The organism is Methylomicrobium lacus (assembly GCF_041897535.1).
GTDB lineage: Bacteria > Pseudomonadota > Gammaproteobacteria > Methylococcales > Methylomonadaceae > Methylomicrobium > Methylomicrobium lacus_A.
Window position 1 is genome coordinate 1,211,307 of the sequence record NZ_CP169217.1, and the last position, 22,960, is coordinate 1,234,266.

The 22,960-nt window shown below is 56.9% G+C and carries 21 protein-coding genes; 12 read left to right on the forward strand and 9 right to left on the reverse strand.

From position 1 onward, the window contains the following. Window positions 1-201 precede the first annotated feature (201 nt). The 7 genes from ACEPPP_RS05315 to ACEPPP_RS05345 all read right to left on the reverse strand — a co-directional run bounded on the left by ACEPPP_RS05315 (window position 202) and on the right by ACEPPP_RS05345 (window position 7,182). Window positions 202-1,101: a hypothetical protein gene (locus ACEPPP_RS05315; protein WP_374090001.1), complete on the reverse strand. Its 900-nt coding sequence runs from the start codon at window positions 1,099-1,101 to the stop codon at window positions 202-204. 47 nt (window positions 1,102-1,148) lie between these two features. Next, on the reverse strand, window positions 1,149-3,044 hold the full coding sequence (locus ACEPPP_RS05320; protein ID WP_374090002.1) for a protein-disulfide reductase DsbD family protein: 1,896 nt from the start codon (window positions 3,042-3,044) through the stop codon (window positions 1,149-1,151). Between the two features lie 92 nt (window positions 3,045-3,136). Further along, entirely contained in the window at window positions 3,137-4,036 is a 900-nt protein-coding gene (locus ACEPPP_RS05325) for an FAD:protein FMN transferase (RefSeq protein WP_374090003.1), read from the reverse strand. A 5-nt stretch (window positions 4,037-4,041) separates the two neighbouring features. Further along, a complete protein-coding gene (locus ACEPPP_RS05330; protein ID WP_374090004.1) occupies window positions 4,042-5,265 on the reverse strand; it encodes a DUF3570 domain-containing protein in 1,224 nt (407 codons plus the stop codon). Between the two features lie 39 nt (window positions 5,266-5,304). Further along, on the reverse strand, window positions 5,305-5,517 hold the full coding sequence (locus tag ACEPPP_RS05335) for a DUF4266 domain-containing protein (RefSeq protein ID WP_374090005.1): 213 nt from the start codon (window positions 5,515-5,517) through the stop codon (window positions 5,305-5,307). A gap of 5 nt (window positions 5,518-5,522) precedes the next feature. Beyond that, a complete protein-coding gene (locus ACEPPP_RS05340) occupies window positions 5,523-6,026 on the reverse strand; it encodes a TlpA family protein disulfide reductase (RefSeq protein ID WP_374090006.1) in 504 nt (167 codons plus the stop codon). Between the two features lie 79 nt (window positions 6,027-6,105). Further along, window positions 6,106-7,182, reverse strand: coding sequence for a hypothetical protein (locus ACEPPP_RS05345; RefSeq protein WP_374090007.1), 1,077 nt, complete (start codon window positions 7,180-7,182; stop codon window positions 6,106-6,108). 360 nt (window positions 7,183-7,542) lie between these two features. On the opposite strand from ACEPPP_RS05345, the gene ACEPPP_RS05350 reads away from it, so the two are divergent. The 8 genes from ACEPPP_RS05350 to ACEPPP_RS05385 all read left to right on the forward strand — a co-directional run bounded on the left by ACEPPP_RS05350 (window position 7,543) and on the right by ACEPPP_RS05385 (window position 14,864). Continuing rightward, a complete protein-coding gene (locus ACEPPP_RS05350) occupies window positions 7,543-8,547 on the forward strand; it encodes a hypothetical protein (RefSeq protein WP_374090008.1) in 1,005 nt (334 codons plus the stop codon). Further along, window positions 8,547-8,987 carry a hypothetical protein gene (locus ACEPPP_RS05355; protein ID WP_374090009.1) on the forward strand — a complete coding sequence of 147 codons (441 nt, stop codon included), beginning with the start codon at window positions 8,547-8,549 and terminating at the stop codon, window positions 8,985-8,987. The genes ACEPPP_RS05350 and ACEPPP_RS05355 overlap by 1 nt, the downstream gene beginning before the upstream one ends. Window positions 8,988-9,061: 74 nt before the next feature. Next, window positions 9,062-10,846 carry an ATP-binding protein gene (locus tag ACEPPP_RS05360; protein ID WP_374090010.1) on the forward strand — a complete coding sequence of 595 codons (1,785 nt, stop codon included), beginning with the start codon at window positions 9,062-9,064 and terminating at the stop codon, window positions 10,844-10,846. Next, window positions 10,840-12,210 (forward strand): sigma-54-dependent transcriptional regulator, encoded by a 1,371-nt coding sequence (locus tag ACEPPP_RS05365; RefSeq protein WP_374090011.1) that lies wholly within the window; start codon window positions 10,840-10,842, stop codon window positions 12,208-12,210. The genes ACEPPP_RS05360 and ACEPPP_RS05365 overlap by 7 nt, the downstream gene beginning before the upstream one ends. 427 nt (window positions 12,211-12,637) lie before the next feature. Continuing rightward, window positions 12,638-12,817: a hemin uptake protein HemP gene (gene hemP, locus ACEPPP_RS05370; RefSeq protein ID WP_374090012.1), complete on the forward strand. Its 180-nt coding sequence runs from the start codon at window positions 12,638-12,640 to the stop codon at window positions 12,815-12,817. Window positions 12,818-12,895: 78 nt separating this feature from the next. Beyond that, the gene (locus ACEPPP_RS05375; protein ID WP_374090013.1) at window positions 12,896-13,741 is read left to right on the forward strand and encodes an energy transducer TonB; all 846 of its coding nucleotides are present in this window, start codon (window positions 12,896-12,898) and stop codon (window positions 13,739-13,741) included. A gap of 2 nt (window positions 13,742-13,743) precedes the next feature. Continuing rightward, the gene (locus ACEPPP_RS05380; protein ID WP_374090895.1) at window positions 13,744-14,445 is read left to right on the forward strand and encodes a MotA/TolQ/ExbB proton channel family protein; all 702 of its coding nucleotides are present in this window, start codon (window positions 13,744-13,746) and stop codon (window positions 14,443-14,445) included. Continuing rightward, complete coding sequence (locus tag ACEPPP_RS05385; RefSeq protein ID WP_374090014.1) at window positions 14,445-14,864, forward strand: ExbD/TolR family protein; 420 nt, start codon at window positions 14,445-14,447, stop codon at window positions 14,862-14,864. The genes ACEPPP_RS05380 and ACEPPP_RS05385 overlap by 1 nt, the downstream gene beginning before the upstream one ends. A 10-nt stretch (window positions 14,865-14,874) precedes the next feature. On the opposite strand, the gene ACEPPP_RS05390 is transcribed toward ACEPPP_RS05385, so the two are convergent. Both ACEPPP_RS05390 and bfr read right to left on the reverse strand, forming a co-directional pair. Further along, a complete protein-coding gene (locus tag ACEPPP_RS05390; protein WP_374086814.1) occupies window positions 14,875-15,987 on the reverse strand; it encodes an IS5 family transposase in 1,113 nt (370 codons plus the stop codon). A gap of 186 nt (window positions 15,988-16,173) precedes the next feature. Further along, window positions 16,174-16,641, reverse strand: a complete 468-nt coding sequence (bfr, locus tag ACEPPP_RS05395; protein ID WP_374090015.1) for a bacterioferritin — start codon at window positions 16,639-16,641, stop codon at window positions 16,174-16,176. A gap of 293 nt (window positions 16,642-16,934) precedes the next feature. Between bfr and ACEPPP_RS05400 the strand changes: the two genes are divergently transcribed. The 4 genes from ACEPPP_RS05400 (at window position 16,935) to ACEPPP_RS05415 (ending at window position 22,885) form a co-directional block, all read left to right on the forward strand. Then, the gene (locus ACEPPP_RS05400) at window positions 16,935-18,857 is read left to right on the forward strand and encodes an arylsulfatase (protein ID WP_374090016.1); all 1,923 of its coding nucleotides are present in this window, start codon (window positions 16,935-16,937) and stop codon (window positions 18,855-18,857) included. Between the two features lie 10 nt (window positions 18,858-18,867). Beyond that, the gene (locus ACEPPP_RS05405) at window positions 18,868-19,902 is read left to right on the forward strand and encodes a formylglycine-generating enzyme family protein (RefSeq protein ID WP_374090017.1); all 1,035 of its coding nucleotides are present in this window, start codon (window positions 18,868-18,870) and stop codon (window positions 19,900-19,902) included. 204 nt (window positions 19,903-20,106) lie between these two features. Continuing rightward, the gene (locus tag ACEPPP_RS05410) at window positions 20,107-22,278 is read left to right on the forward strand and encodes a TonB-dependent receptor (protein ID WP_374090018.1); all 2,172 of its coding nucleotides are present in this window, start codon (window positions 20,107-20,109) and stop codon (window positions 22,276-22,278) included. A 277-nt stretch (window positions 22,279-22,555) separates the two neighbouring features. Then, window positions 22,556-22,885 carry a Spy/CpxP family protein refolding chaperone gene (locus tag ACEPPP_RS05415; protein ID WP_374090019.1) on the forward strand — a complete coding sequence of 110 codons (330 nt, stop codon included), beginning with the start codon at window positions 22,556-22,558 and terminating at the stop codon, window positions 22,883-22,885. Window positions 22,886-22,960 lie beyond the last annotated feature (75 nt).

Consider the following 22,960-nt stretch of genomic DNA (forward strand, 5'->3'; position numbering starts at 1 on the left):
CATTTACTTTTTCCTTCCCCGATAATCAGGGCTTAAGAATAAGGCTATCGCAGCCTAGGCCTCAGGATGCGGTTTTTTTGAGTCCCTAACTGTAATCTATTTTGGCCGGAAAATACATCGTTTCTTGTTTGGGGATGCAACGCCGCCTTATGCCCCGATCGACGGCACAAAGCGGCGTTGCCCGGCATTATGCCGACGGGATTATTTCAAACACGTTGTCGGTGCACCGGCAATCTTGCGGCTGGCTTTCTTGCCCTCGAATTCGACCGTGAGCGAGCAGGCAAACGGCTCGGCCAACGGCAAATTGGTCAAAGACCAGTTGCCTTTATTATCGAAGCTGAGCGGTTGAGCCACGCCGATAGCGGCGCCTAAGCCGTCCGTCCCTTGGCTAATGTCGGCTACCCAGTCGTTGCGGCTCAGAAATGCGTTTTTTTCTTCCGCAGTCATCAATTTATTCAACACCACCTTACCGCTCAGGGACACCGAGCCGTTCTGCCATTTGGTTTTCGCAACCAGCCATTTACTGACATAAGCCTGAGCCCTGTCGCCCGCCGGCCATACGCGTATTTTGGCTTGTACCGCGTTTGACGCGTACTTTTTCGCGGTGTCGGTTTCCTTGGCTTGGAATTTGACTTTAAAGACTTTGTTGGCTTGAGCCGCGCTCGGCGTAAATTGATAATCGACCGTCGGCAAGCTATTGTCCGCCGTATATTCGGCAGAAAACGAGCCGCTCGGGTATTTTCCGACAATTGCAAAACTGTCTTGCTCGTTATCGCTGACTGACAGCGGGATGGTCAGCGTTTGGCCGACCTCGGCATCCCATTCCGCCCCGATCGGACTGAGCGTCGGCTTGGTGTTGGTCGTGGGAGAGCCGCCTTCGAGCAATTGTCGCAAAGCGGTCAGATTTATCTTGTCTTTGTCATAGGCCGCTTCTACGCCGGGCCGCAAATTATTCTGGCCGCCATCCATGCTGGTGTGGCAGAGCGTACAATCCGCTGTGCCGTATTTCCCGGCGATTTGCGGATTTGCAGAAACCTTTGCGGTCAGGCCCAAAGCGGCCAAGATCACAATGTTTGATGCAAGAATAGGATGGTGTTTCACAAATAGACTCCTGAGTAAGAAAGTAAAAATGAAAGAAGGGATGGGGTTTAACTTTGCCGATGCCCGGAACCTGTCAGAACACTGATCATTTTGTCGGTCGCTTTATAGTCGGTGCCGGACCAGATCAACTTGCCGTCAGGGGATAGAATCGCGAAATAAGGCAGGCCGATTTTTAACAGGCGATGCTCGGGATGCGCGCGAAATTTTTCAAACTCGGGTTCCTTGTCGACCAATTTGACCGCGACCGCTTGTTCCCTTAACGCCTGATTCAAGCGGTTGTCATTCGCCGTCTCTTCCTTGAAGGCTTTACAGTTGGCGCACCAGCTCGCATAGAAGTCGATAAAGATGGGTTTGCCGGTTTGCCGGGCGACTTTTTGCGCGGCGGCAAAATTTCTGTGCCAGGAAATACCGGCTTCCTGCTCAATGGCCGGCGTGCTGTTCACGGCGCAGTCGGCCAGCTGCGTATTGGCTTGAACCGCCGGGACGATCGGCGTGCGCCCCAAGCCCGACACTAATAGCCAAACGCCTCCAACCAAGGCCAGCACGCCGCAATAACGATGCATTTTTTGATTCGGCGCGGTATCGTGCGGCAATAAAGACAGGACGCTGCAATGCACGACCGCAACCCACACCGCCAAGAGGCCCAAAGCCAATGACAGTGTCACGGACGCGTCGACGCCGAACACGCCCATGCCTTTGGCAAAGTAGAGATAAGCGAAATACAGAATCATCAAGCCGAACGCATATTTGACTTTATTCATCCAATAGCCGGCTTTAGGCAATTTCTCGAACTTGACGATACTGACGACGAAAAACGGCAAACCGACGCCAAGACCGAAGCCGCCCATCAACACGCCGCCTTGCGCCGCCACGCCCAATTTGTCCCAAAACGTCAACCGTTGGCCCATCGCGGTCAAGGCATTCGCCTTCTCGGCGATTTGATCGGCGACCTGCAACAACAAGGCAAAGACGATAGGCCCGACGCAGGGCGATATGACCAGCCCGGCGACACTGCCCATCAACCAGGTGCCGGTCAAACCTTTCACCTGTGCCGAATGTTGGTCCAGCGAATAGACCTCGTTTTGCAGGAAGGACAGTTCGTAATAACCCAACAGCGAGATCGCGAAAAATCCGAAAAACAGCGCAAAGCCGATATTGACCCAGCCCGACTGCATAAAGGTATTGAAGGCCCCGCCGGTCATCCCGGCAATCAGGCCCAACGCCGCGTAGGTGCCGATCATGCCCAGGACATACGCCAGCGCATGCAGCTTTTCCTTGTCGGCGATGCCGTTGGCGCGGTTGACGATAAAGATCGAGGTGATAGGCAACATCGGATAAACGCAAGGCGTCGCGACCGACAGGATGCCGGCCAGAAACATCAGCCCCAACAGCAAAAAAGTATTGTTCTGATGGGATCTGAACAGCGCCATCAGGCGATCGTTGATGCTCGCCGATTCAGACGCCGTCTCGGTTGCCGCGGACGCGGCAGCCGGCAATGCCAAATTCACCTGCGCGGTTTGCGGGCGGTAACACACATGCGTGGTGTCGTTGCATAATTGATAGCGTACGTCGAGCGCGAGCGGCGTAGCCGTCGGCTCGCCATTCAGGCGGTCCAGGGTCAGCAAAAAATCGCCCTGGTTACGCAACACGGTCGCCTTGACCGCCGGATCGTAAACGCCGCCGGGAGTCTGCATGTGCGTGATCGCCAGATGCAATGCGGCTAATTTTGCGTCCGGATCCACGGCGACCGGGAGATAAGCCTTTTCCTCGCCGGCGTCGAGATAGGCATGATGGTGCTCAGGGACCGTCAAGGTCAGTCGATATTCGGCCGGCCATTGGGCCGAATTCGGCGCGGTCAGCGCCAGCCCGGCTTTCGGAACGGCGGCTGAGGCAAGGCTTGCCTGCAACAGCCAAAGCATCGTGATAAAAACAATTTTTTTCATAACCCTATTCTCTCGTGACCAAGCGTCTGCCTGGGAATGTCGTTTTGAAAGCCTCCGCCTCCCCTGTTGTGGATTCCGGAAGCCGGAAAAACCTAATGCTGCAATCGATCGATGAGCCGGCCATGGCTTTGGCAACATAAAAACGGCAAACCGCTGCCATGCAGCCAAGTCAAACCGTTCTTCGCTTTCAACATCGCGATCGTGGCAACGCTGCCCGCGACCACGCAATGCTGGGCGACGATACTGACCGCGCGCAAGCCGGCGACCGGCCAGCCGGTCTTCGGATTGAGCAAATGGCTATAACGCACGCCATCGATCAGTAAAAACCGCTCGTAATCGCCGCTGCTGGCGACCGCGCCGGCCGCCAGCCTGAATTGGGCAACGACTTTGTCCGGCTGCCGCGGATCGCGAATCGCCACCGGCCAGCCTTGCCCATCGGGCAAGGGGCCGATGACGCTGATGTCGCCGCCCAATTCGATGATGCCGTGCCTGATCCCTTGTTGACGGCATATCCCGGCCGCAACGTCGGCGGCATACTCCTTGACGATGCCGCCGAAATCCAGCTCCATGCCGGTCTGCGGCAAATAAATCGCGTCTTCGCTCCATTGCACTTTCTGCCAGCCGATCAACGACAATAACGCGGCGACATCCTGCTTGGAAGGCAACTGCGTCTGCCGGGGCCCCCACAACCGGCGCAACACACCCGAGGTCACGTCGAATAACTGCTGGCTTTCCAGATAGCATCGATCGGCATAGTGCAACAACGCAAAGGTCTCGGCATCCAAGCCGGTTTTAACGCCGGTTCCGGCCCGGCGGTTGATTTCGGTCAGCAGACTATCGTCGCGGTAGCGCGAATAGCGCTGTTCGAGCGCCTCGATCCGCGTTTGCACCGAGCGGAAAACGTCTTCGGCGCGTGCCGCGGAATCGGCGTAAAACTGCACGGAGCAAGGACTGCCCATCGCCTGAAACGGAAAATCGAAGACCTGCAACATCGACCTTAAAACTTCAAATTGAACGAGGCAGTGACCAAGTAATAACTGAAGTTACTGAAGTTATTGCTGCCGTTGCCGCCCAGTTGATAATTGGAGCTATGGTCATAATATTCGACGCCGGTTTGGAATTTCAGCGACTCCGCATAGCCGATGCTTTTGACTTCCTTGCTCAATTTCACACCGGCCGAAATCGCCCCGAAGCCGGCCAGTCGGTAGTCGCTGGAAAAACTCGAATAATTTTCGGATCGCCCGCTGAATACCGTCTGATAAAAGTCGGCTTTATCTTGCGAGTAATAGCGGAAGCGGGGAATGATCTGCCAATCGTCGATGATCGGTTGATGCCAGCTGGCTTCAAAGGTATGCGCATTGATGCCCCAATCGTTGGTGCTGAAGCGATAGTCGAGATGCAGCGCGGCATCGTTGAATTGACCGAAATGACGGACATACTGGTTCAACCAGGCCCACTCGAATCGCTCTCGCGGCCGTTTGTCCTGCTGAAAATCGGAAAAGGCATTGCCGTCGTAAAAGGCGACCCATTTGTAAGGGTCCGATAAAAAGCCGCTGTGATAGCCGAAAGAAATATTGCTTTGCAGCAAGGATTCCTTGTCGATGATTTGCGTCACGCCCAGCAAATATTGTTGGCTGGTTTTATGTGCCTTGAAAGCGCTATCGCGGCTGTTCCAGGTCGACGGCGAAGGCGCAATCTCGTCAAAGGCGGCCGACGCGCCGAAATTGACGGTGGTCAATTTTTTATTGAAATCGAAACTCAAGTTGGTATTGAAATAACGCGAGGTGTAATCATGCTCCCTGGAAAAACCGCCGCCGGCATTGACCGACGCGCCATCGAAAAAATAGGTCAGGCCCGAACTGATCGCATCGCGTTGCTCGCAGATCGATTTTCCGCACGAACTGGTCGGCGAAGCGCCGCTGATGAATTGCCGGACTTGTCCGTTCGCATCCTTGAAGTTATAGACGGGCGAGGCCCCGGACACCATGTCGCGCACCAGGTTCACCGAAGCGGTCATCGCGCTGCCGATCGGCGCCGACAGCGCGCCTTGAAAGATATCGACCTCCATGCGCCGATTGCTTTCGGAATAATGGCCGTATTGGAAATCGGCGTTGTAAGTTTCTTCGACGCGTCCGGCAACGGCCGTTTGCGACAACCCCGGCAGCAGCAGCGCCGCGCACTGCAAGCGCTTGACAGCGTTTGTGTTTTTTTTAGTTTTCATCGCTTAGAATGCAACCTCGTCCCAAATCATTCCGTCGTCTCAATTGCAACCGCAACCGCCGCCACCGCCGCCATAACCGCCCGCGGCCGATTCCTTGCTGAAAAACGCATGCTGGCGTAATTCAAACTCCAAGCCATCGGTGGTCAATCCCATCTGCGGCAGCGCCAGATTGCCGCGTTGCCTGGGCAAAACCTCGGCACAGGCCGTCGTTAAAACGGCCAATAAAATGATCGCTGCTCTTGACGTTTTCATGATCTTCAGTTCGCCGATAACAGACTGGTCACTTTTTTCTCGATGCCGTCGATGTCGTCGCTGACGAAACCGTGATGAATCTGTTGAATCACGCCTTTTTGATCGAGAATGAACGAGGTCGGCATCGACTCGACGACATATTGGTCCGCCAATTTGCCGGTGTCATCGTGCAAAATCGTAAAATCGACCGGAATGTCCTGTAAAAATTTTTCGGCCTTGGCTTTGTCTTCATCGAGATTGACCGCGACGACCGCAAAACCTTTGTCTTTATATTTCTTATACAGCGCATTCAGCAACGGAAACGAGGTGCGGCACGGCGCACACCATGAAGCCCAAAAATCCAGGTAAACGACTTTGCCCTGATAGTCTTTCAGGTTGTGGGTTTTATCGCCCTGTAAAGCCGGCAAGGCAAAATGCGGCGCCGCTTGCCCGACTTCCGCCGCATTGGCCATTACGCCGGTCAAACACCACAGCAGCGCAGATAACACGAGTAGATAGAGTTTGTGCATATTCATCATCTTGATTGAAAGGATAAAAAACGATCCTGGAAGCATTCCGGCGCCGTAGCGCCGGAATGCTGGGATCACATCAATTTTGGCAGTTCACGCCTTTAACAGGCTGGGTTGCGCGCACGCCGCCCACCGCAACGTCAACCGAGCAAGGTGCCGAGTCGGCGTCGATCGTTATCGCCGTTTTCCATTTCCCGTTACGTTTTATTGCAGCCGTGCCCAATTGCACGCCGCTAGCCGCATCGCTGATAACCGCGGTTTGGTTTTTGATAAAAGCTAAACGGTCGCCTTTGTTGCTGGAACGGTTCCACAGCAATTGCCCGGCAACCGTCAGTTTTTGCGATTTTGACCGATAGCCGGCGCCGACCACCGTATTGCTTTTCACCGGACCATTTTGAGCCAATGGCTGCGCTGGCGTTGCCGGCAATACGTTGATCACGACGCCCTGCTCATCCGATGCGGCGGGCTTTCCTGTGCCGTCATCCGCGACGACTTTGAGCTCGATTTCGAGGGTCTGCGCTCTGCTGCCTGCATCCGGCGTCCAGGTGATGACGCCTTTGTTCATATGCAGTTGCGGATCGACGGTGTTTTCAAGCACTGCGCCAGCGGGCAAATGCTTTGCGATGATGACCAGAGGACGGCTTGCGCAATCGAATGCGGTAACCGCCAAGGTCAACGTTTCACCGGCATGCACGGAAACATGATCCGGTGCAGAGAGGGTTGGGATGATTTTTGCCTTTTTGGCTTTCTCTGAATCATCATCTTGCTCATCGTTACCGTCATGATCGCGATCATCATCGAGTTCCTGTCCATGCTCATCATCGAGATCATCGACATAACTGCAAGAAGTCGGTGCCGGGGTTACGCAAACATCGCCCTGCAAGACTTGCGGCGCTATACAGGTCGGTGGCGGCGGGGTGACGCAGACACCGCCTTGCAAGACTTGTGGCGCTATACAGGTCGGTGGCGGCGGCGTTACGCAAACGTTGCCTTGCAGCACTTGCGGCGGCAGGCAAGTCGGTGTTTGTGCGGCCAGATAGGCTGCCAGCCCTGCTTGGCCTTCGGCCTTGGTAAACTTGCCTTGGGTATGGCAAGAGGAACACGCAGGCGCGTTGTTGGCTTGCATGATGTCCGGGGTGGCATGAGCAACATTCACGGCAAGCGCAGCAAATGCGATCAATAATAAACTCAATAATGGTGTTACCGTGTTTCTTCTTATTCGTCGCAATAAATCAATCGACATGAGTGCTCTCCGTTACGTTTAGATGGATGCTCATCAGACTTCATCGGGGGATACCTGCCCTTTCACCCAAGAGATAGCCTGACTTGAATGTGACAAAGCAAAAACCAGGCCAACTCTTTTCATTGACACGAATTTTGACCGCACATCAGTCATCGCTCTTGCAAAATTCGCGCGAACATTCAAGAATGACGCCCCATTTCTACCAAAGCCCGGATCATGCACATAAGGAAAAGACGCCACCCCAGACCCGCGCAAGTTGTCCTAGCGGTTTGGATGCTGCTGGTGTGGAGTCTGACATCTTTGGCTTGGGCGGCCGATGCGGCTCGGCAAGGCTATCGTTTAGGTAATGGCTACACGTTAGGCAATAGCGGTTTGCGTTTGGGCGGATACTCCGATATTAAAATTCATGCGCTCGGCGCTGATCCTTGGGAATTTACCGTAGACGATCTCAGCCTCTTTATTTCTTGGGACAATAATGGGCCGATACGTTTTTTTGCCGAATTGGAAAGCGCCGATACTTTTTCGGCTTCTGAACATCAGTCGTTCAGCACCCGCAATATACATTTCGAATCCGAGCGGTTTTATTTTGACGGCCTGATCAACGATAAACTGACAATTCGGCTAGGAAAATTTCTGACTCCGATCGGGCATTGGAATTTATTGCACGCCGCCCCCTTGGTTTGGACAGGCCAACGGCCGGTCGCCAGCGAAAATCTGTTTTCGACCCATGCCGCCGGGGCAATGCTGCATGGCACAATGTTGGTTGATAGCCGGCAGCTGGATTATGCCGTCTACGGCGATGTCACAGACATTATCGATCCGCATTTATCGGACAATCCCTTTAAAGACGCATTCGGCGGCCATGTGGGTTACCAGTGGACGGATAACCTGCACATTGGGATTTCTTTCGCTAATTTCGTACTGAAAGATCATGTAGGCGAACGAAAATCTCTGGTCGGCTTCGATGCGTTATGGAAGTTTAAAAAACACGAAATCAGCAGTGAAATCGTCTATCGCAGCAAGGGTAACGAGGCAAACGGAAAGTCTATGTGGCAAGGCTTTCTGCAAAGCGTCACCCCCTTGCCGAGCCATTGGTATTTGGTGAGCCGCTACGAGGCTTTTCAACAACTGCAGGATAAAACCGGGCATGCCGGCGTCATCGGTTTGGCCTACCGGCCCAGCCCGCCGCTGGTCTGGAAGCTGGAATACCGCTTGGGCGTCAACAATGAGGCATTAGCGCCAAATGGCCTAACGGCGTCATTTGCGGTATTATTCTGATGCACCGCAATCTGGTTCTGATCCTAAGTCTTGTGCTGGCGGCGAGTTTTCGAAGCGCAAACGCCGAGCAGATTGCGGTTGTGACATCGGCCTCCAGCCCGCTCAAACACCTGTCCCGCGATACGTTGAAACTGATCTACCTGCGCAAAATCCAGCTCGACGAGCAAGGCAAGCGCTGGATTCCCACCAACCTGCCGCTGGCCAGCCCGCTCAGAAACGATTTTTCGTTGTCGCTGTTTTCGATCTTGCCGGAAGAGCAGGAAGATTATTGGAATGCGCAGTATTTTCACGGCATTACGCCGCCGCCGGTGATGAGTTCGGAAGAAGCAGTCTTACGCTTTGTCAGCTCCACGCCGAGTTCGATCGGTTATGTCCGAAAAACGCTTGTCGATGCGCGGGTAAAAGTCTTGCTTTTACTATCCCCAGCCACCAAACCTTAAAAACAACCCTACAAAAATTGCATGTATTCTCAGAAGTCATACCAAAATTGCAGACTTTTTTTGCGTAATGCCCGATGAGAATCCAGCGCATCTTTTTGCTTTCCTTTTTAGCCTTGTTGTTTTTAGGCGGCGCGCCGATCGCGTTGCTGTCGTTTTATGCCTCGCGGACGACATTGGAGCGCGAAATCAGCAACAGCCTTGAAAACGATGCGGTGATGTTGATGCAACAGATCGACGTGTTGATGTTCGAGCGTCTGCAAAACATTCACTCCTGGAGCCATTTGGACATCGTTCAGGAAGGCCGCATCGGCGATGTCGACAAACAATTGGCGCAATTTCTTTCGGTATTGGACAGCAGTTACCCGGACGTCTATCGCGCGTTGTTTTATTTGAACGCTGCGAACAAGATCGTCTCGGCTTCCAACCCGGCGTTGATCGGCAATACGTTGAATCCGCAGCCGGACTGGATCAAAGCCACCGTGCCTTATGGCGACTTGGTACTGGAAAACCCGCAACTTGCCCCGCCTTATGACGCTCCCAGCCTGTTGATTCGGGCCCCGGTGCCGGACACCTACGGCGCCGGCGAGCAAGGCCAGCTATACGGCATTTTCAACCTGGAGCAGATTTTTCAGTTGTTCGATCAGGCCAGCAATTCGGAATCGGGTAAACGCTACATCGTGCTGTTGGATGCCGACGGACGCGCCCTGGCCGGCTCGACGCGCATCCGCGATGCCGGGTTATTACTGGCGCGCACGTTTGCCGATTGGAAACCGGCAGAGGCGCACGGCACCTTCATCCACACCGGCGAACCGTTGACGCAATCGCGCGTCTTGGTCGGCCATGCCAGTTCGCGAGGTTATCAAGGCTATGCCAATCTCGGCTGGTCGCTGTTGATCATCCAGTCGACCGAGCAGGCTTTTCATTCGATCTGGGTTTTATGGTTGTGGTTCGGCGATTTATTTTTAGTGACCAGTCTGATCGCGGTCGTCGTGGCGCAGTGGACGGCCAAGCGCATCAGCCATCCGATCTTGGTGCTGACCCGCTGGGTGCGAAACTTTCAACATCACCCGACTGCAATACAACCCACAGCCTCGGGCGTACACGAGGTCGCCGAGTTGAGCAACGCGTTCGCGCAGCTCAGCGCAGATCTCGAACGCTCGCGGCAACAGGTCATCCGCGCCGCCAAACTGGCGGTGGTCGGCGAAATGGCCGCGATCATGGCGCACGAAGTCAGAACCCCACTCGGCATCCTGCAAACCAGCGCGCAAATTTTACGCTTGGACAATGCGCTCAGCGCGGACGGACGCGACATGGTGCGCATCATCAACGAAGAAACCGCGCGCCTGAACCGCCTGATTTCAGCCTTGTTGGATTGCGCCCGGCCCAGACCGCCGCAGATGCGAGCCCACTCGTTAGCGCCGATCATTCAGCGCGCGCTCGATTTACTCGGCAAACAGGCCAATAACAAATCGATCGCGATCGAATGGTCCAACCTTGCCGGCGATGGGCTGATCGAATGCGATGAAGAAATGTTGGTGCAGGTGTTCCTGAACCTGGTATTGAATGCGATTCAAATCTTGCCGAAAGGCGGGCAGATCCGCGTGCAACTCGACGACGCCGAGTCGGGTCAGCTACGCATCACGATCGAAGACAGCGGCCCCGGCATCGCCGAAGACATTTGCCAGCGCTTGTTCGATCCGTTTTTCACCACCCGCGAATCCGGCATCGGGCTCGGCCTGACCGTCACCCAACAAATCATTTCCGCGCACGGCGGCTCGATCGAGACCGGCAGCAGCCGGTTCGGCGGTGCCTGTTTCATCGTGCTTTTACCCCAACATCAAACTGAACGAACATGCTAACCGGATCCCGCGTTTTAATCGTCGACGATGAAGCCAATGCCCGCCGCGTATTGGAGGTGTTGTTGCGCAACCTCGGCTGCGCGGTCGTCTGCGCCGAAGATGCACCGTCGGCGTTGGCTATCTTACGCGAGCACACGGTCGATCTGTTGATCACCGATCTGAACATGCCGGGCATGTCCGGCCTGGAATTGTTGACCACGCTGCGCGCTGAGGGCCATGCGTTTCCGGTCATCGTGGTCACCGCTTACGGCACGATCGAAAGCGCGGTCGAAGCGATGAAGCAAGGCGCCTTCGATTTCATCATCCGCCCGCTCGATGTCGAACAGGTCGAATTGCTGGTGCGGCGCGCGCTCGACATCAGCCGCATCCACCGCGAAAACCAGTTCCTGCGCGATGAAGCCGGCAAAGGCTGGGACCATTTCATCGGCCAAAGCGCCGCCATGCGTCGGGTGTATGAATTGATTCGCCAAGCCGGGCCGAGCAAAGCCAGCCTCTTCGTGTACGGTGAAACCGGCACCGGGAAGGAATTGGTCGCCCGCGCCGCGCACGCCAACTCCGGCCGCCAAGGCTTGTTCGTGCCGATCAATTGCGCGGCGATACCGTCCGACATCTTGGAAAGCGAACTGTTCGGCTATGTGCGCGGCGCGTTTACCGGCGCGCACAAGGACCGCGTCGGCAAGTTCGAGTTGGCCGACGGCGGCACCTTGTTTCTGGATGAAATCACCGAAATGCCGACCAATATTCAGGCCAAGCTGCTGCGCGTGTTGCAGGAAGGCCAAGTCGACCGTTTGGGCAGCAACCGCAGCATCCAAATCGATATTCGGGTGGTTGCCGCGACCAACCGCGACCCTTTGACCGCGGTCCAACAAGGTTGCCTGCGCGAAGACCTCTACTACCGGCTGAACGTGTTGGCGATCAAATTGCCGCCGCTGCGCGAACGGCACGAAGACATTCCGTTGCTCTGCGCGCATTTCATCGAAAAATACCGCTCATCGTTAAATTATGCCGGCATGGCGCGGTTGCCCGACGACATCAGCCAAGCATTGATGGCCTATGCCTGGCCCGGCAACGTGCGCGAACTGGAAAACATGATCGAACGGGCGATGGTGTTGAGCCAGGGGCAAAGCCTGAATCTAAAACATTTTCCGCAGGAAACCCTGGACTTGCCGGCGCAGTCTGCACGAAACACACCGGCACCGGCCGATCAGGATTTTGATTTGGATGCCAATGTCGCAAAACTGGAAACGCGCTTATTGACGCAAGCGCTACAGATCAGCGCGGGCAATAAAGCGAAAGCGGCGCGCTTATTGAAAGTCAGCGAACGCACCTTGTGGTACAAGCTGAAAAAATATGGCATCGGTTAACGAACCCTGCCCCGCTGTAATCGATCTTGCGCGTCACCCCATACGCCCGCGAAGCCCACTGATAAATATTCGGAGTCGGCTGAAACGAGCCGCCAATGAAGCCCGACACGTTAAGTTTTGAGTCGCCCCTTAACCTCTGCCGGGCCTAAATCGATGCCCTGACGTTTGCGCAAAAAACTTGATTTCGCAAATGATAATGATTATCATTTGGTTGAAGCCGTGATTTGACCTCTCGCTGCTTTCGTTTAGCGCGCCCGCCCCCCTCTCGGCAGAGCGCGCTGAACATTTTTTGATCGTATAAACCAGAGCGAGGACTCTTATGCTAAAACCACAACCTGCAGCTGAAGAAGGTGAGTTGGCGCGTCTGCATGCGGCAACCTGCTTGTCGGCCGGTAAAACCGCAGTCGTTTACCATTAACTGAAGCCGATGAAAAACTCTAAAGACCCCCGGCACGGTGATGCGGTGCCCAAGGATACCCACAACGAAAGGCGCAGCCTCAGCAGCGGCGCACTTTTCGGAACACGGAATGAAATAGTGATCGTGCATAACGACGAAGAATACCGTCTGCGCATCACCAGCAACGGCAAGCTGATACTGACCAAATAACATTTCCGCCAAATCCATAGCCAGCCATCCCAAACCGGGTAGCCAGCCAACCTTGATACCGATAAAGGAGGCACGGCAATGCCGGCAAGCGTTCATCAAATCGATTTTACCGCATCTCGGGATAGATCGGACGGCTCAACCCGTCTGCATCTTGCGCGCAGCAAGGTGATTTTTTTTGCCCCCGAAACCGCCCCCCTATCATCGCGAAGTCCAATCCCGTCTCCGCCGAGTTGTCAACACCATGAAGCGATCGCCGCCGTGCTGTTGGCGCTGACCCTGCATGTGACCGGGTATGTCCTGATGCCCTACCCCGCGCCAGAAGAACCTGTCACGCCGCCGGCGCCGATACAAGTCTCCTGGATCTCAGCGCCCCAGCCCAAAGCCGAACAAACGCCGGCCGCGCCGCCGAAACGGCAACCGCCGACGGTCAAGCCCAAAGCGAAACCGAAGACCGTCAAGCGCGTAAAAACCCAGCCCAAAGCCGTGCTGTCGACGAGCGCGCCGGCAACGACGATGACTGCCGCGCCGGCGGAAAAAGCCGAGAAAACTCCAAAACTTGCCGCCGCAGCGCCGGCCGCCAAGCCCCAGGCAAACGCTGCGCAAACTGCCGCCGCACCTGCAACGACCAGCCAACAACCGCTGATGTTGCCGAATCTGAACGCCGATTATCTGCACAATCCGGCGCCGCGCTACCCCGAGGATGCGCGCGAACGCGGCGAACAGGGCAAAGTCCTGGTGCGGGCGCTGATCCATGCCGACGGCACGGTCGCCGAACTGGCGCTGCGCAAGAGCAGCGGTTTTACAGGTCTCGACCAATCCGCCCTGGAGACCGTCAAAAAATGGCGCTTCGTGCCGGCGCGGCGCGGCGGCGATGCCGTGTCGGCCTGGGTCGTGGTACCGATTACTTTTTCTTTGGAAGGATAATGATGAATGCGACTCCCCCACTAGAATCCTCTTCCCTGCAACATTTTCTCGCGCAAAGCGACGGCGTCGGCCAGGCGCTGTTCGCGATCCTGATCGCGATGTCGATCGCCAGCTGGTATTTGATCTTCATCAAAGCCTGGCAGGGCATCAAGACAAGAAGTCGCTCCGCGCGCTTTCTGCAAACTTTTTGGGACGCCGGCTCGTTGCAGCAGATCACCGAACAGTTGCAGCAGGACACGCCGAAGGAGCCGTTTTCGCTGTTGACCCGGCACGCGCTCGCCTCCAGTCGGCATGGCAAAGAGCGCCTGCACACGGCCGGTTCCGCATCCGAATTCCTGACCCGCGCGATGCGCCGGGTGATCGACGAGGAAACCGCGCGCCTGGAATGGGGACTGACGGTGTTGGCTTCTATCGCGAGCACCGCGCCGTTCGTCGGCCTGTTCGGCACCGTGTGGGGCGTTTTTCACGCGCTGACCCGCATCGGCCAGGGCGGCGCGGCCACTTTGGAGCAAATCGCAGGCCCCGTCGGCGAGGCGCTGATCATGACCGGTTTGGGGCTGGCGGTCGCGATTCCGGCCGTGCTCGCCTACAATGCCTGCGCGCGCTCGAACCGCCTGGTGCTGGCGAAACTCGATGCGTTCGCGCATGACCTGTTCGCGCTGCTGACCACCGGTTCGGCGCCGGTCGTCGCGGGAGAACGCTGATGGCGTTCGGCGGCTTCAATCAAAACCACAACGCGCGCCCGGTCGCCGAGATCAACATGGTGCCGCTGATCGATGTGATGCTGGTGCTGTTGATCATTTTCATGATCACCGCGCCCTTGATGACGCATGCGGTCAAGATCGACCTACCGAAGGCCGACAGCGAGGCGCAGACGCAGGAAACCCGGCATATCGATTTGGCGATCGATGCGGACGGCCAACTCTTTTGGGATGCGGCCGCCGTCAGCCGCGACCAGCTTCGGCAAAACCTGCAACGCATCGCCACGGAGGCGCCGCAGCCCGAACTGCATGTGCGCGCCGACCAAAACGTGCCTTACCGCGCGGTCGCCGAGGCGCTCGCCGATGCCGCCAAGGCCGGCGTCAGCCGGATCGGTTTCGTTTCGGAGCCTGAGAGGGTGTAGACAAAATAAACTACCCTGTCAGCCGACTGGCGAGAATTCTCGCTTCGGCGAGCCAAACCCAGGCTTCAGAGACATCGGTCAGGCGGTCGTGATGCATGATCAGGCGGCGGGCGCGCTCGTTCCAGGCGTGGGTACGCTCGACCACCCAACGTTTAGGCAACACGGTGAAGCCGGTGGTCAACGTTTCAGGGAACAAATCGTGCTGACCGGCTTGCGCCCACCGTCCTACATTCCGATTCGCCGGATGGCGAACGACTTCCACCGTGACGCCGTGCTGTTGCTGGACCGTAGCCGCCCATTGCCCGGCATAAGCCGAATCGACAAACAGGCGTTGCACGGTCGGGTACTTGGCAGCAGCACGGGCGATCGCCTCGGTGCCGGCATCGCGATCTTGCAGACTGGCGGCACATACGCTGATGGCCAAGACGAGCCCTAAGGTATCGACCACAAGATTGCGTTTGCGGCCTTTGACCTTTTTGCCGGCGTCGTAACCGGAAGGCCCGCCCTGCGGCGAACTGCGCGTGCTTTGCGCATCCAAAACCGCGGCGCTGGGCTCCTCTTCCCGCCCTTCGCGCACACGCCACATCTGCCGCAGACGATCGTGCATGGCCTCGAAACGACCTTGTGCGCTCCAGCGCCGGAAGGTTTTGTAGACGTTATCCCAATGCGGGAAATCTTTCGGCAACAAGCGCCACGCACAGCCCGTGCGGACGACATAGCAACACGCATCGACCATGGTGCGTCGCGACACCTTCTCCGGCACTCCCCGTCCGCCTTCAGGCTCGAACAAGTCTTGCACCAGCGCCCATTCCGCATCCGTCAGCGAACTCGCATAGCGTTCGTCTTGCACTGGCTGACGATGGCGTTCCTGATAACCATACCGTTTGAGCTTAGCATCCGCCGTCTTACCAATCGCCGCCGAACGCTTTGCCGGTTTTATCCGCTGGATGCCCGCGGCCGTCAGCGCTTTGCGTAACGTGGCGCCGTGGACGCAGCGCGAAGTGCGCTCCTGAAAGGCTTTGACCAGTTCTTCCAATGTCGCCGTTGGTTTCTCCGCGGTCAGTTCCTTGAGTATCTCTAAATCCCCAGCGGTTATTTTGGCAGGTCGGCCGCTACGCTTCATCACTCGACTTTTTGATATAATTCTAGAAGCCTCCTATTTTACTTTATTTTGTCTACACCCTCTGAGGTATCCCAATAATGGCCATGCATCCGCCTTATAAAAACTCATCGCGGGGCAATGGCGGCTCTCTCCATTGCTCTCCGCGCTGTCAACGCGCTCGGCGTTCGCGTCGCTCCGAGCGCTTCCTTAAAGCTGCGCTTGCAAATAGTTTTCCAGCCCCAGTCGCTCGATCAGTCCCAATTGCTTTTCCAGCCAATGCGCGTGATCGTCCTCGGTGTCCTCCAGCATCGACCGCAGAATCTCGCGCGTTTGGTAGTCCTGCCGTTGTTCACAAAACGCAATCACTTTGCGCAACGCTGCGACTACGCTGAGTTCCAATGCCAGATCGTTTTTCAGCATCTCCGGTACGCTGCCGCCGACGTGCAAAGGGTCGCGTTTCGATAAATCGGGTATGCCTTCCAAAAACAGAATGCGCTTGATCAAGGCGTCGGCATGACCCAGCTCGTCCTGCACCTCATGGCCGATCCGTTCGTACAGTTTGTCGAAGCCCCAGTTTTGATACATTCGGGAATGAATGAAATATTGATCCGCGGCGGTCAGTTCGCCGGCCAATAGTTGATTCAACTGCTCGATAATTTGTTTGTCGCCTTGCATATGCCATACTCCTTGCCGTCGTTAAAAAGCGGATAGCGGCGAGTTTCCCGCGTCTTTGCGATTATAAGCAGGCCGGACGCATCGGGCAATCACTTGGCATCGAAACCGTGCACTGAACCCCTCTGAATCTGTTCGCCGTCGGACAGCGCTTCAACATCGCCTGCTGATAAAGCAACAGTCCAGCCCTGCGCCGAGTTGATAAGCTTCTGATCTATCAAAATAAAAATATTGGTCTCTTACTTGCTTGACTCATCGGGTTTGCTGATTTTGCCAATCACCCCGTAGAGTAGCCCGTGACCGCATCACCATCCCATTGCTTATCAAAAACCCTGTCGTCTCCGTCTGTCTTTAACGCGCCAAAAATTGGCCTGGCCGGTATCGCCGTCGCCGCCCTGAGCGCCTGCGCCGTGACGCCCCAGCCGCCCTTGGCCGGCAGCAAGCCCAATATTTTGTACATCATCGCCGACGACCTGGGTTACTCGGACATCGGCGCTTTCGGCGGCGAAATCAGCACACCCAATCTGGATGCCTTGGTCAGGTCCGGGCGGATACTGACGAATTATCACACCTCGACCGTCTGCGCAGTAACGCGGTCAATGCTGTACTCAGGCACCGACCATCATCTGGTCGGTGAAGGCACGATGGGTCCGCCAAACGACGAACGCAAGGGCTTGCCGGGCTACGAAGGCTATTTGAACAATCAGGCACTCAGCATCGCCGAGTTGCTCCGCGACGCGGGTTATCATACCTACATCGCCGGCAAGTGGCATCTGGGTTCGAAAATCAACGCCAAGGAAGACAAAACGCCGGACCAATGGGGCTTCGAGCATTCGTTCACTCTGCTTGGCGGCGCGACCGGAAACCACTTTGGCCATGACCGGGCCAGCGACAAGACTTACACCGAAAACGGCCGGTTTGTGAGCCTGCCGGCGACCGACAATGCCGGCAGGCCTTGGTACGACACCCATGTTTACACGCAAAAATTGATCGCCAATATCGACGAGCACATCAAAGACGGCAAACCCTTCGCCGCCTTTGCGACCTACACGTCGCCGCACTGGCCCTTGCAAGTGCCGGAACCCTGGGCTAGCCAGTACAAAGGCGCTTATGATGCCGGCTACGAGGTCATCCGCCAGCGGCGCTTGGACAAACAAAAACAATTGGGTTTCGTGCCCGCCGATTACACGCTGCCCGGACAACTGTTGCCCAATGCCGCCAGCGCGTCGCCGGCCACCGCCAACTTCGGCCGGCCCAATGCCCGCTATATCAATGCCGACACGGTGCCCGGGCAGCACACCGACAATGTGGACTACGGCCCGGGCAATATCAATCTGACCTGGGCACAGTTGCCGCCGGCACAGAAAAAGCTGCAAGCCCGCTATATGGAGATTTACGCCGGCATGGTGTCGAATCTGGATTACAACATTGGCTTGTTGATCCAGCACCTGAAGGACATCGGCCAATATGACAACACCTTCATCGTGTTCCATTCCGACAACGGCGCGGAGGGCAGCCGGGTCAGCGCCGAGCAGGAAGCCGCCAATGCCAGAAACATCGCCAGCCTGGGCCGGGACCAAACCCTCAATCCGCCCGGCACTGAAAAAACCTATATCCGCTACGGCTGGCGCTGGGCAGAAGTCAGCGCCACGCCGTTCCGCCTAGTGAAAGGCTTTACCACGGAAGGCGGCACCTCGGTGCCGATGGTGGTGCATCTGCCCGGCCAATCCGCAGCACAAACGCCGGTGCGCGAATTCGCTCACGTCCGCGACGCCGCCCCCACCCTGCTGGAGATGGCCGGCATTGCGCAACCTCTCGCGCCGGCTGGCGTGTCCGGCGTCAACGGCATCCCGCTGGTCAAGTATAAGGACAGAAACGTCTATCCGATTACCGGGCATTCCTTCCTCGGCGAATTGCGGGGCCGGCATGCGGCGCCTTTGCATCCGGAACCGGTGGGCGAAGAGCAATACGGCCGCACCTATTTGCGCAGCGGCCCGTGGAAAATCGTCTGGACCGAACCGCCCCTGGGACCCAGCGACGGCCACTGGCAACTCTACAATATCGAACAGGATCGCACCGAAACCCGGGATCTGGCGGCGCAGCATCCCGAGGTAGTGGCCACATTGTACCGGCAATGGCAAAGCTATATGCACGATAGCGGCGCGGTACTGGCCAAAAAGCCCGGCAACACCGGCCGCCTGCCGGCACCACCGCGGTAAGCCGCGCCGCATGATGGAACCGGGACGACGATGGCCGGGTAAGACGGGGATAGGCTGGACGCTGGTCATGACCTGTCTCAGCCATCCAGGCTATGCTCTGGAGCCGGCTTTGGGCACGGCCGAACGCTGCCGAGCCTATTCCGGCCTGCCCGCCGGCTGGGGCGACGATCCAAAAGCCGGGATGGTGCGCATCGAGGACGGCGAGTTCACGTTGGGAACCACCGCAGGCTATGCGGACGAAGGTCCGGAAGTTCGAACGCAGGTGCAAACGTTCTGGATTGACCGCACCGAAGTTACCGTGGCGCAGTTTGCAGTTTTTGTTCAGGCCACGGGCTATGTCACCGAAGCCGAGCACGAAGGCGGCGGCGGGGTGTTTCGGATACCGCGGGCGGAAGAATTGAAGCGCCTGCTCTATCCCTGGTGGGAGTATCGTGCTGGCGCAAGCTGGCGTCATCCGCAAGGCCCCGGCAGCGAGGCACAGGCCAATCAGCCGGTAACCCTGGTCACGCTCAGGGATGCCGAAGCGTATGCCCACTGGCTGGGCCGGGAACTGCCGAGCGAAGCGGAATGGGAATACGCGGCCAAAGCCGGGGTGCAGGACCGGGACATCGAAAAAGAACCGCGCGACAACCGAGGCAAGCCCCGGGCCAATTTTTGGCAGGGCCATTTTCCGTTGGAAAACAATCAGGAAGACGGTCACGCCGGCATTGCGCCGGTGGGCTGCTATCCGGGCAATGGTTTTGGCTTGTTCGACATGGTCGGCAATGTCTGGGAACAAACCCGGGACATTTATACGCCAAGGCACGGCACGGCCGCCGACGGAGCGGACGCCGCGACGGCCGGCAAACCGAACCGTGGCATGGTGATCAAAGGCGGTTCGCATCTGTGCGCGCAGGATTATTGCGTACGTTACCGTCCATCGGCGCGGGAGGCTCATGAGGCGAATCTGCCGATGTCACACATCGGCTTCCGGACCGTGACGCGGGAAGCGCGGCAGCACGGCTGGCTGCCTGGTTTCCTGAGCGCTACTGGGAGGACGGAATAATCCCAGGCAGCAAGCCTGCAGCGCCGAGCGCTTGACAGACCCCATCAATACATTATAATGAGAATCATTATCGATTGCGTCTTGTCATGTAACGCTTTTTGCCGCATTTACGCAATCGCCTGCTCAACGACCTCAATTTAGCCACCCAGCGTTCCCCGCCAGGCAGCCAGCAATGCTGAACATGCAAACGGATAAGGGGACCTTATGTGCGCAACCAATAATAAATCCGGCACCGCCAAATGGCAGATGGGCGTGCTGTTACCGCTGAGCGCCGTTCTGAACGGCGCCGTGTGCGCGGCCGAACCGGCGGCGGAGCCTGCGAACCATGATGACGAGGTGATGCTGGAAAGTATCGAGGTCAAGGCCGAGCGCGATAAAAAAACCAACGAGACCCACGGCTATCAAGCCAAAACCAACAGCACCGCCGTCAAGACCGACACGCCCCTGATCGACCTGCCGCAGTCGCTGACCGTCATCACCCAGGCATTGATCAAGGATCAAAACATGCAGAGCATAGCCGATACGATACGCTATGCACCGGGGGTCGGCATCGCCCAGGGCGAAGGCAATCGCGATACGCCGATATTTCGAGGCAACAGTTCGACATCGGATATGTATGTGGACGGCATTCGCGACGACGTGCAATATTATCGCGACCTTTATAACGTCGAACGGGTCGACGTCCTCAAAGGTCCCAACGCGATGATTTTCGGCCGCGGCGGCTCGGGCGGCCTGATTAACCGCGCCACCAAGCAGGCGGATTGGAACACGGCGCGGGAAATGAATTTTCAGGCCGGCTCCTTCGATAAATGGCGACTGACAGGCGACTTCGACCAGGCCATCAACGACAGCCTGGCCGTGCGCCTGACCAGCCTATGGGAGAACTCCCGCAGTTACCGCGATGGCTTCGATGCCGGGCGCTGGGGCGTCAACCCGACCGTGTCCTGGAGACCCGGCGACCAGACCAAAGTCACGCTCGGTTATGAGCATTACGAGGACGACCGCGTCGCCGATCGCGGGATTTCTTCATACCAGGGACGCCCGGTCAAGACCGACATCTCCACGTTTTTCGGCGACCCGGACCGCAGTCCGACCGGGACCACGGTCGATTCCTTCAATGCCCTGCTGGATCACGACTTCGGCGGCGGTGTCGCGGTGCGCAACCGCACCCGTTACGCCATCTACGACAAGTTCTACCAGAACATATTCCCGGGAGCGGTCAATGCGGCCGGCACGCAAGTCGCCATTTCAGCCTACAACAACGCGACTCAGCGCGAGAATTTCTTCAACCAGACCGATCTGACGTTTGCCGTGGACACCGGCCCTTTCAAGCACAAGTTCCTGACCGGCGCCGAGTTCGGCCATCAGGAAACCGATAATTATCGGAATACCGGCTATTTTACCGCCGTGGGCCCTAACGCCACCTCGGTCAATGTGGCGCTGGCAAATCCGCGCTACATCGGCCCCGTCACTTTCCGGCAAAGCGCCACCGACGCCGACAATCACGGCGTGGCGACCATCGCGGCCGGTTACGTGCAGGACCAGATCGAGTTGGGCCGGCATTGGCAGGCCATTCTCGGTTTGCGTTATGACCGTTTCGAAGTCGATTTCCGCAATCATCGCAACGGCCGAACCTTTGCCAGCCAGGACAATCTGGTGTCGCCGCGCGGAGGGCTGGTTTTCAAACCGTTTGGCGACAGCTTCTCCTTGTATGCCAATTACAGCATCGCCTATGTACCGAGAGCGGGCGAACAACTGGCTTCGCTGTCATTGACAAACCAGGCGCTAAAGCCGGAACAATTCAGGAATTACGAACTCGGCGCAAAATGGGATATTCGCCCGGACCTGTCGGCAACGCTGGCCTTTTATCAGCTGGACCGCCTCAATGCGCTTGCCACCGACCCCAACAATCCAGCGCTGTCGTTTCTGGTCGACGGCCAGCGCACGCGAGGGATAGAACTGGGGTTGAGCGGCAACATCACCGACGCCTGGAGCGTCATGGGAGGCTACGCCTATCAGAACGGCGAGATCACCCAAAGCCTATCTGCCACCGCTCAGGCCGGCGCCACCCTGGCTCAGGTGCCGGAACACACCTTCTCACTGTGGAACCGTTATGACATTACCCCGCATTGGGGCATAGGCCTGGGCTCGGTCTATCGCAGCAAGATGTTTGCGGCCACCGACAACAAAGTCACGCTGCCGGGCTATCTGCGCTTCGATGCGGCCGTCTACTACAAAGTCAACAAAAATATCCAGGTGCAAGTTAATGTCGAAAATCTCTTCGACAAGGAATATTACGCCTCGGCGAACAGCAACAACAATATCACGCCGGGGTCGCCTATCGTCGCCAACGCGGTCGTCAGCATGAAGTTCTAGCCGCCCTATACCCCATCCCAAACACGGGAAGCCACATGCCCGGCGGACAGTGCACAGACGGCTTCAAACAGGGCTTGGCCGGGAACGCCGCTGTCAGGCAATTGTCGCTGTGGGTGAAGTTTCGACACGCTTAGCAGCGCACGCCCGGTAAACTGAAACTTCCACATTGTTTTCACAATTGCTGCAAATTGTTTGCATGGTCCCCACTTATACTGAGCATCAAGAACGGCGAAGTGCCGTTCGAATCCCCATCATTAATTCGAATGAGAATAAGACCATGAACAAAACTTTACTGACACTCGCAATCGCTTTGACTTTCCCGTTAACCGCGGCCGCATTTTCCGGCGGCCACGATCCGGATTCGGATGCACACCATGGCCAGAGAATCGAACGGCTTACCAAGGAACTGAAACTGACGGACGAGCAAAAAAGCCAGGTACAGGCGATCTTCAAGGAGCAGCATGATAAAGCCAAGGCGCTGCACGAAGAAACTCACAGCAAACTCTCGAAGGTGTTGAGCCCTGAACAATTGGCCAAGCTGGAAGACCTCAAAAAGCAGCGCCGGGAACACTGGAAGCATCAAAAAGGCCTCGAAAAACCCGAGTAATCTCTATGTTCACCTATCAACGCCTGAAAGTCCGATAGCCGTTTTAACCCGCATCGCAATTGAATCACTTCATTC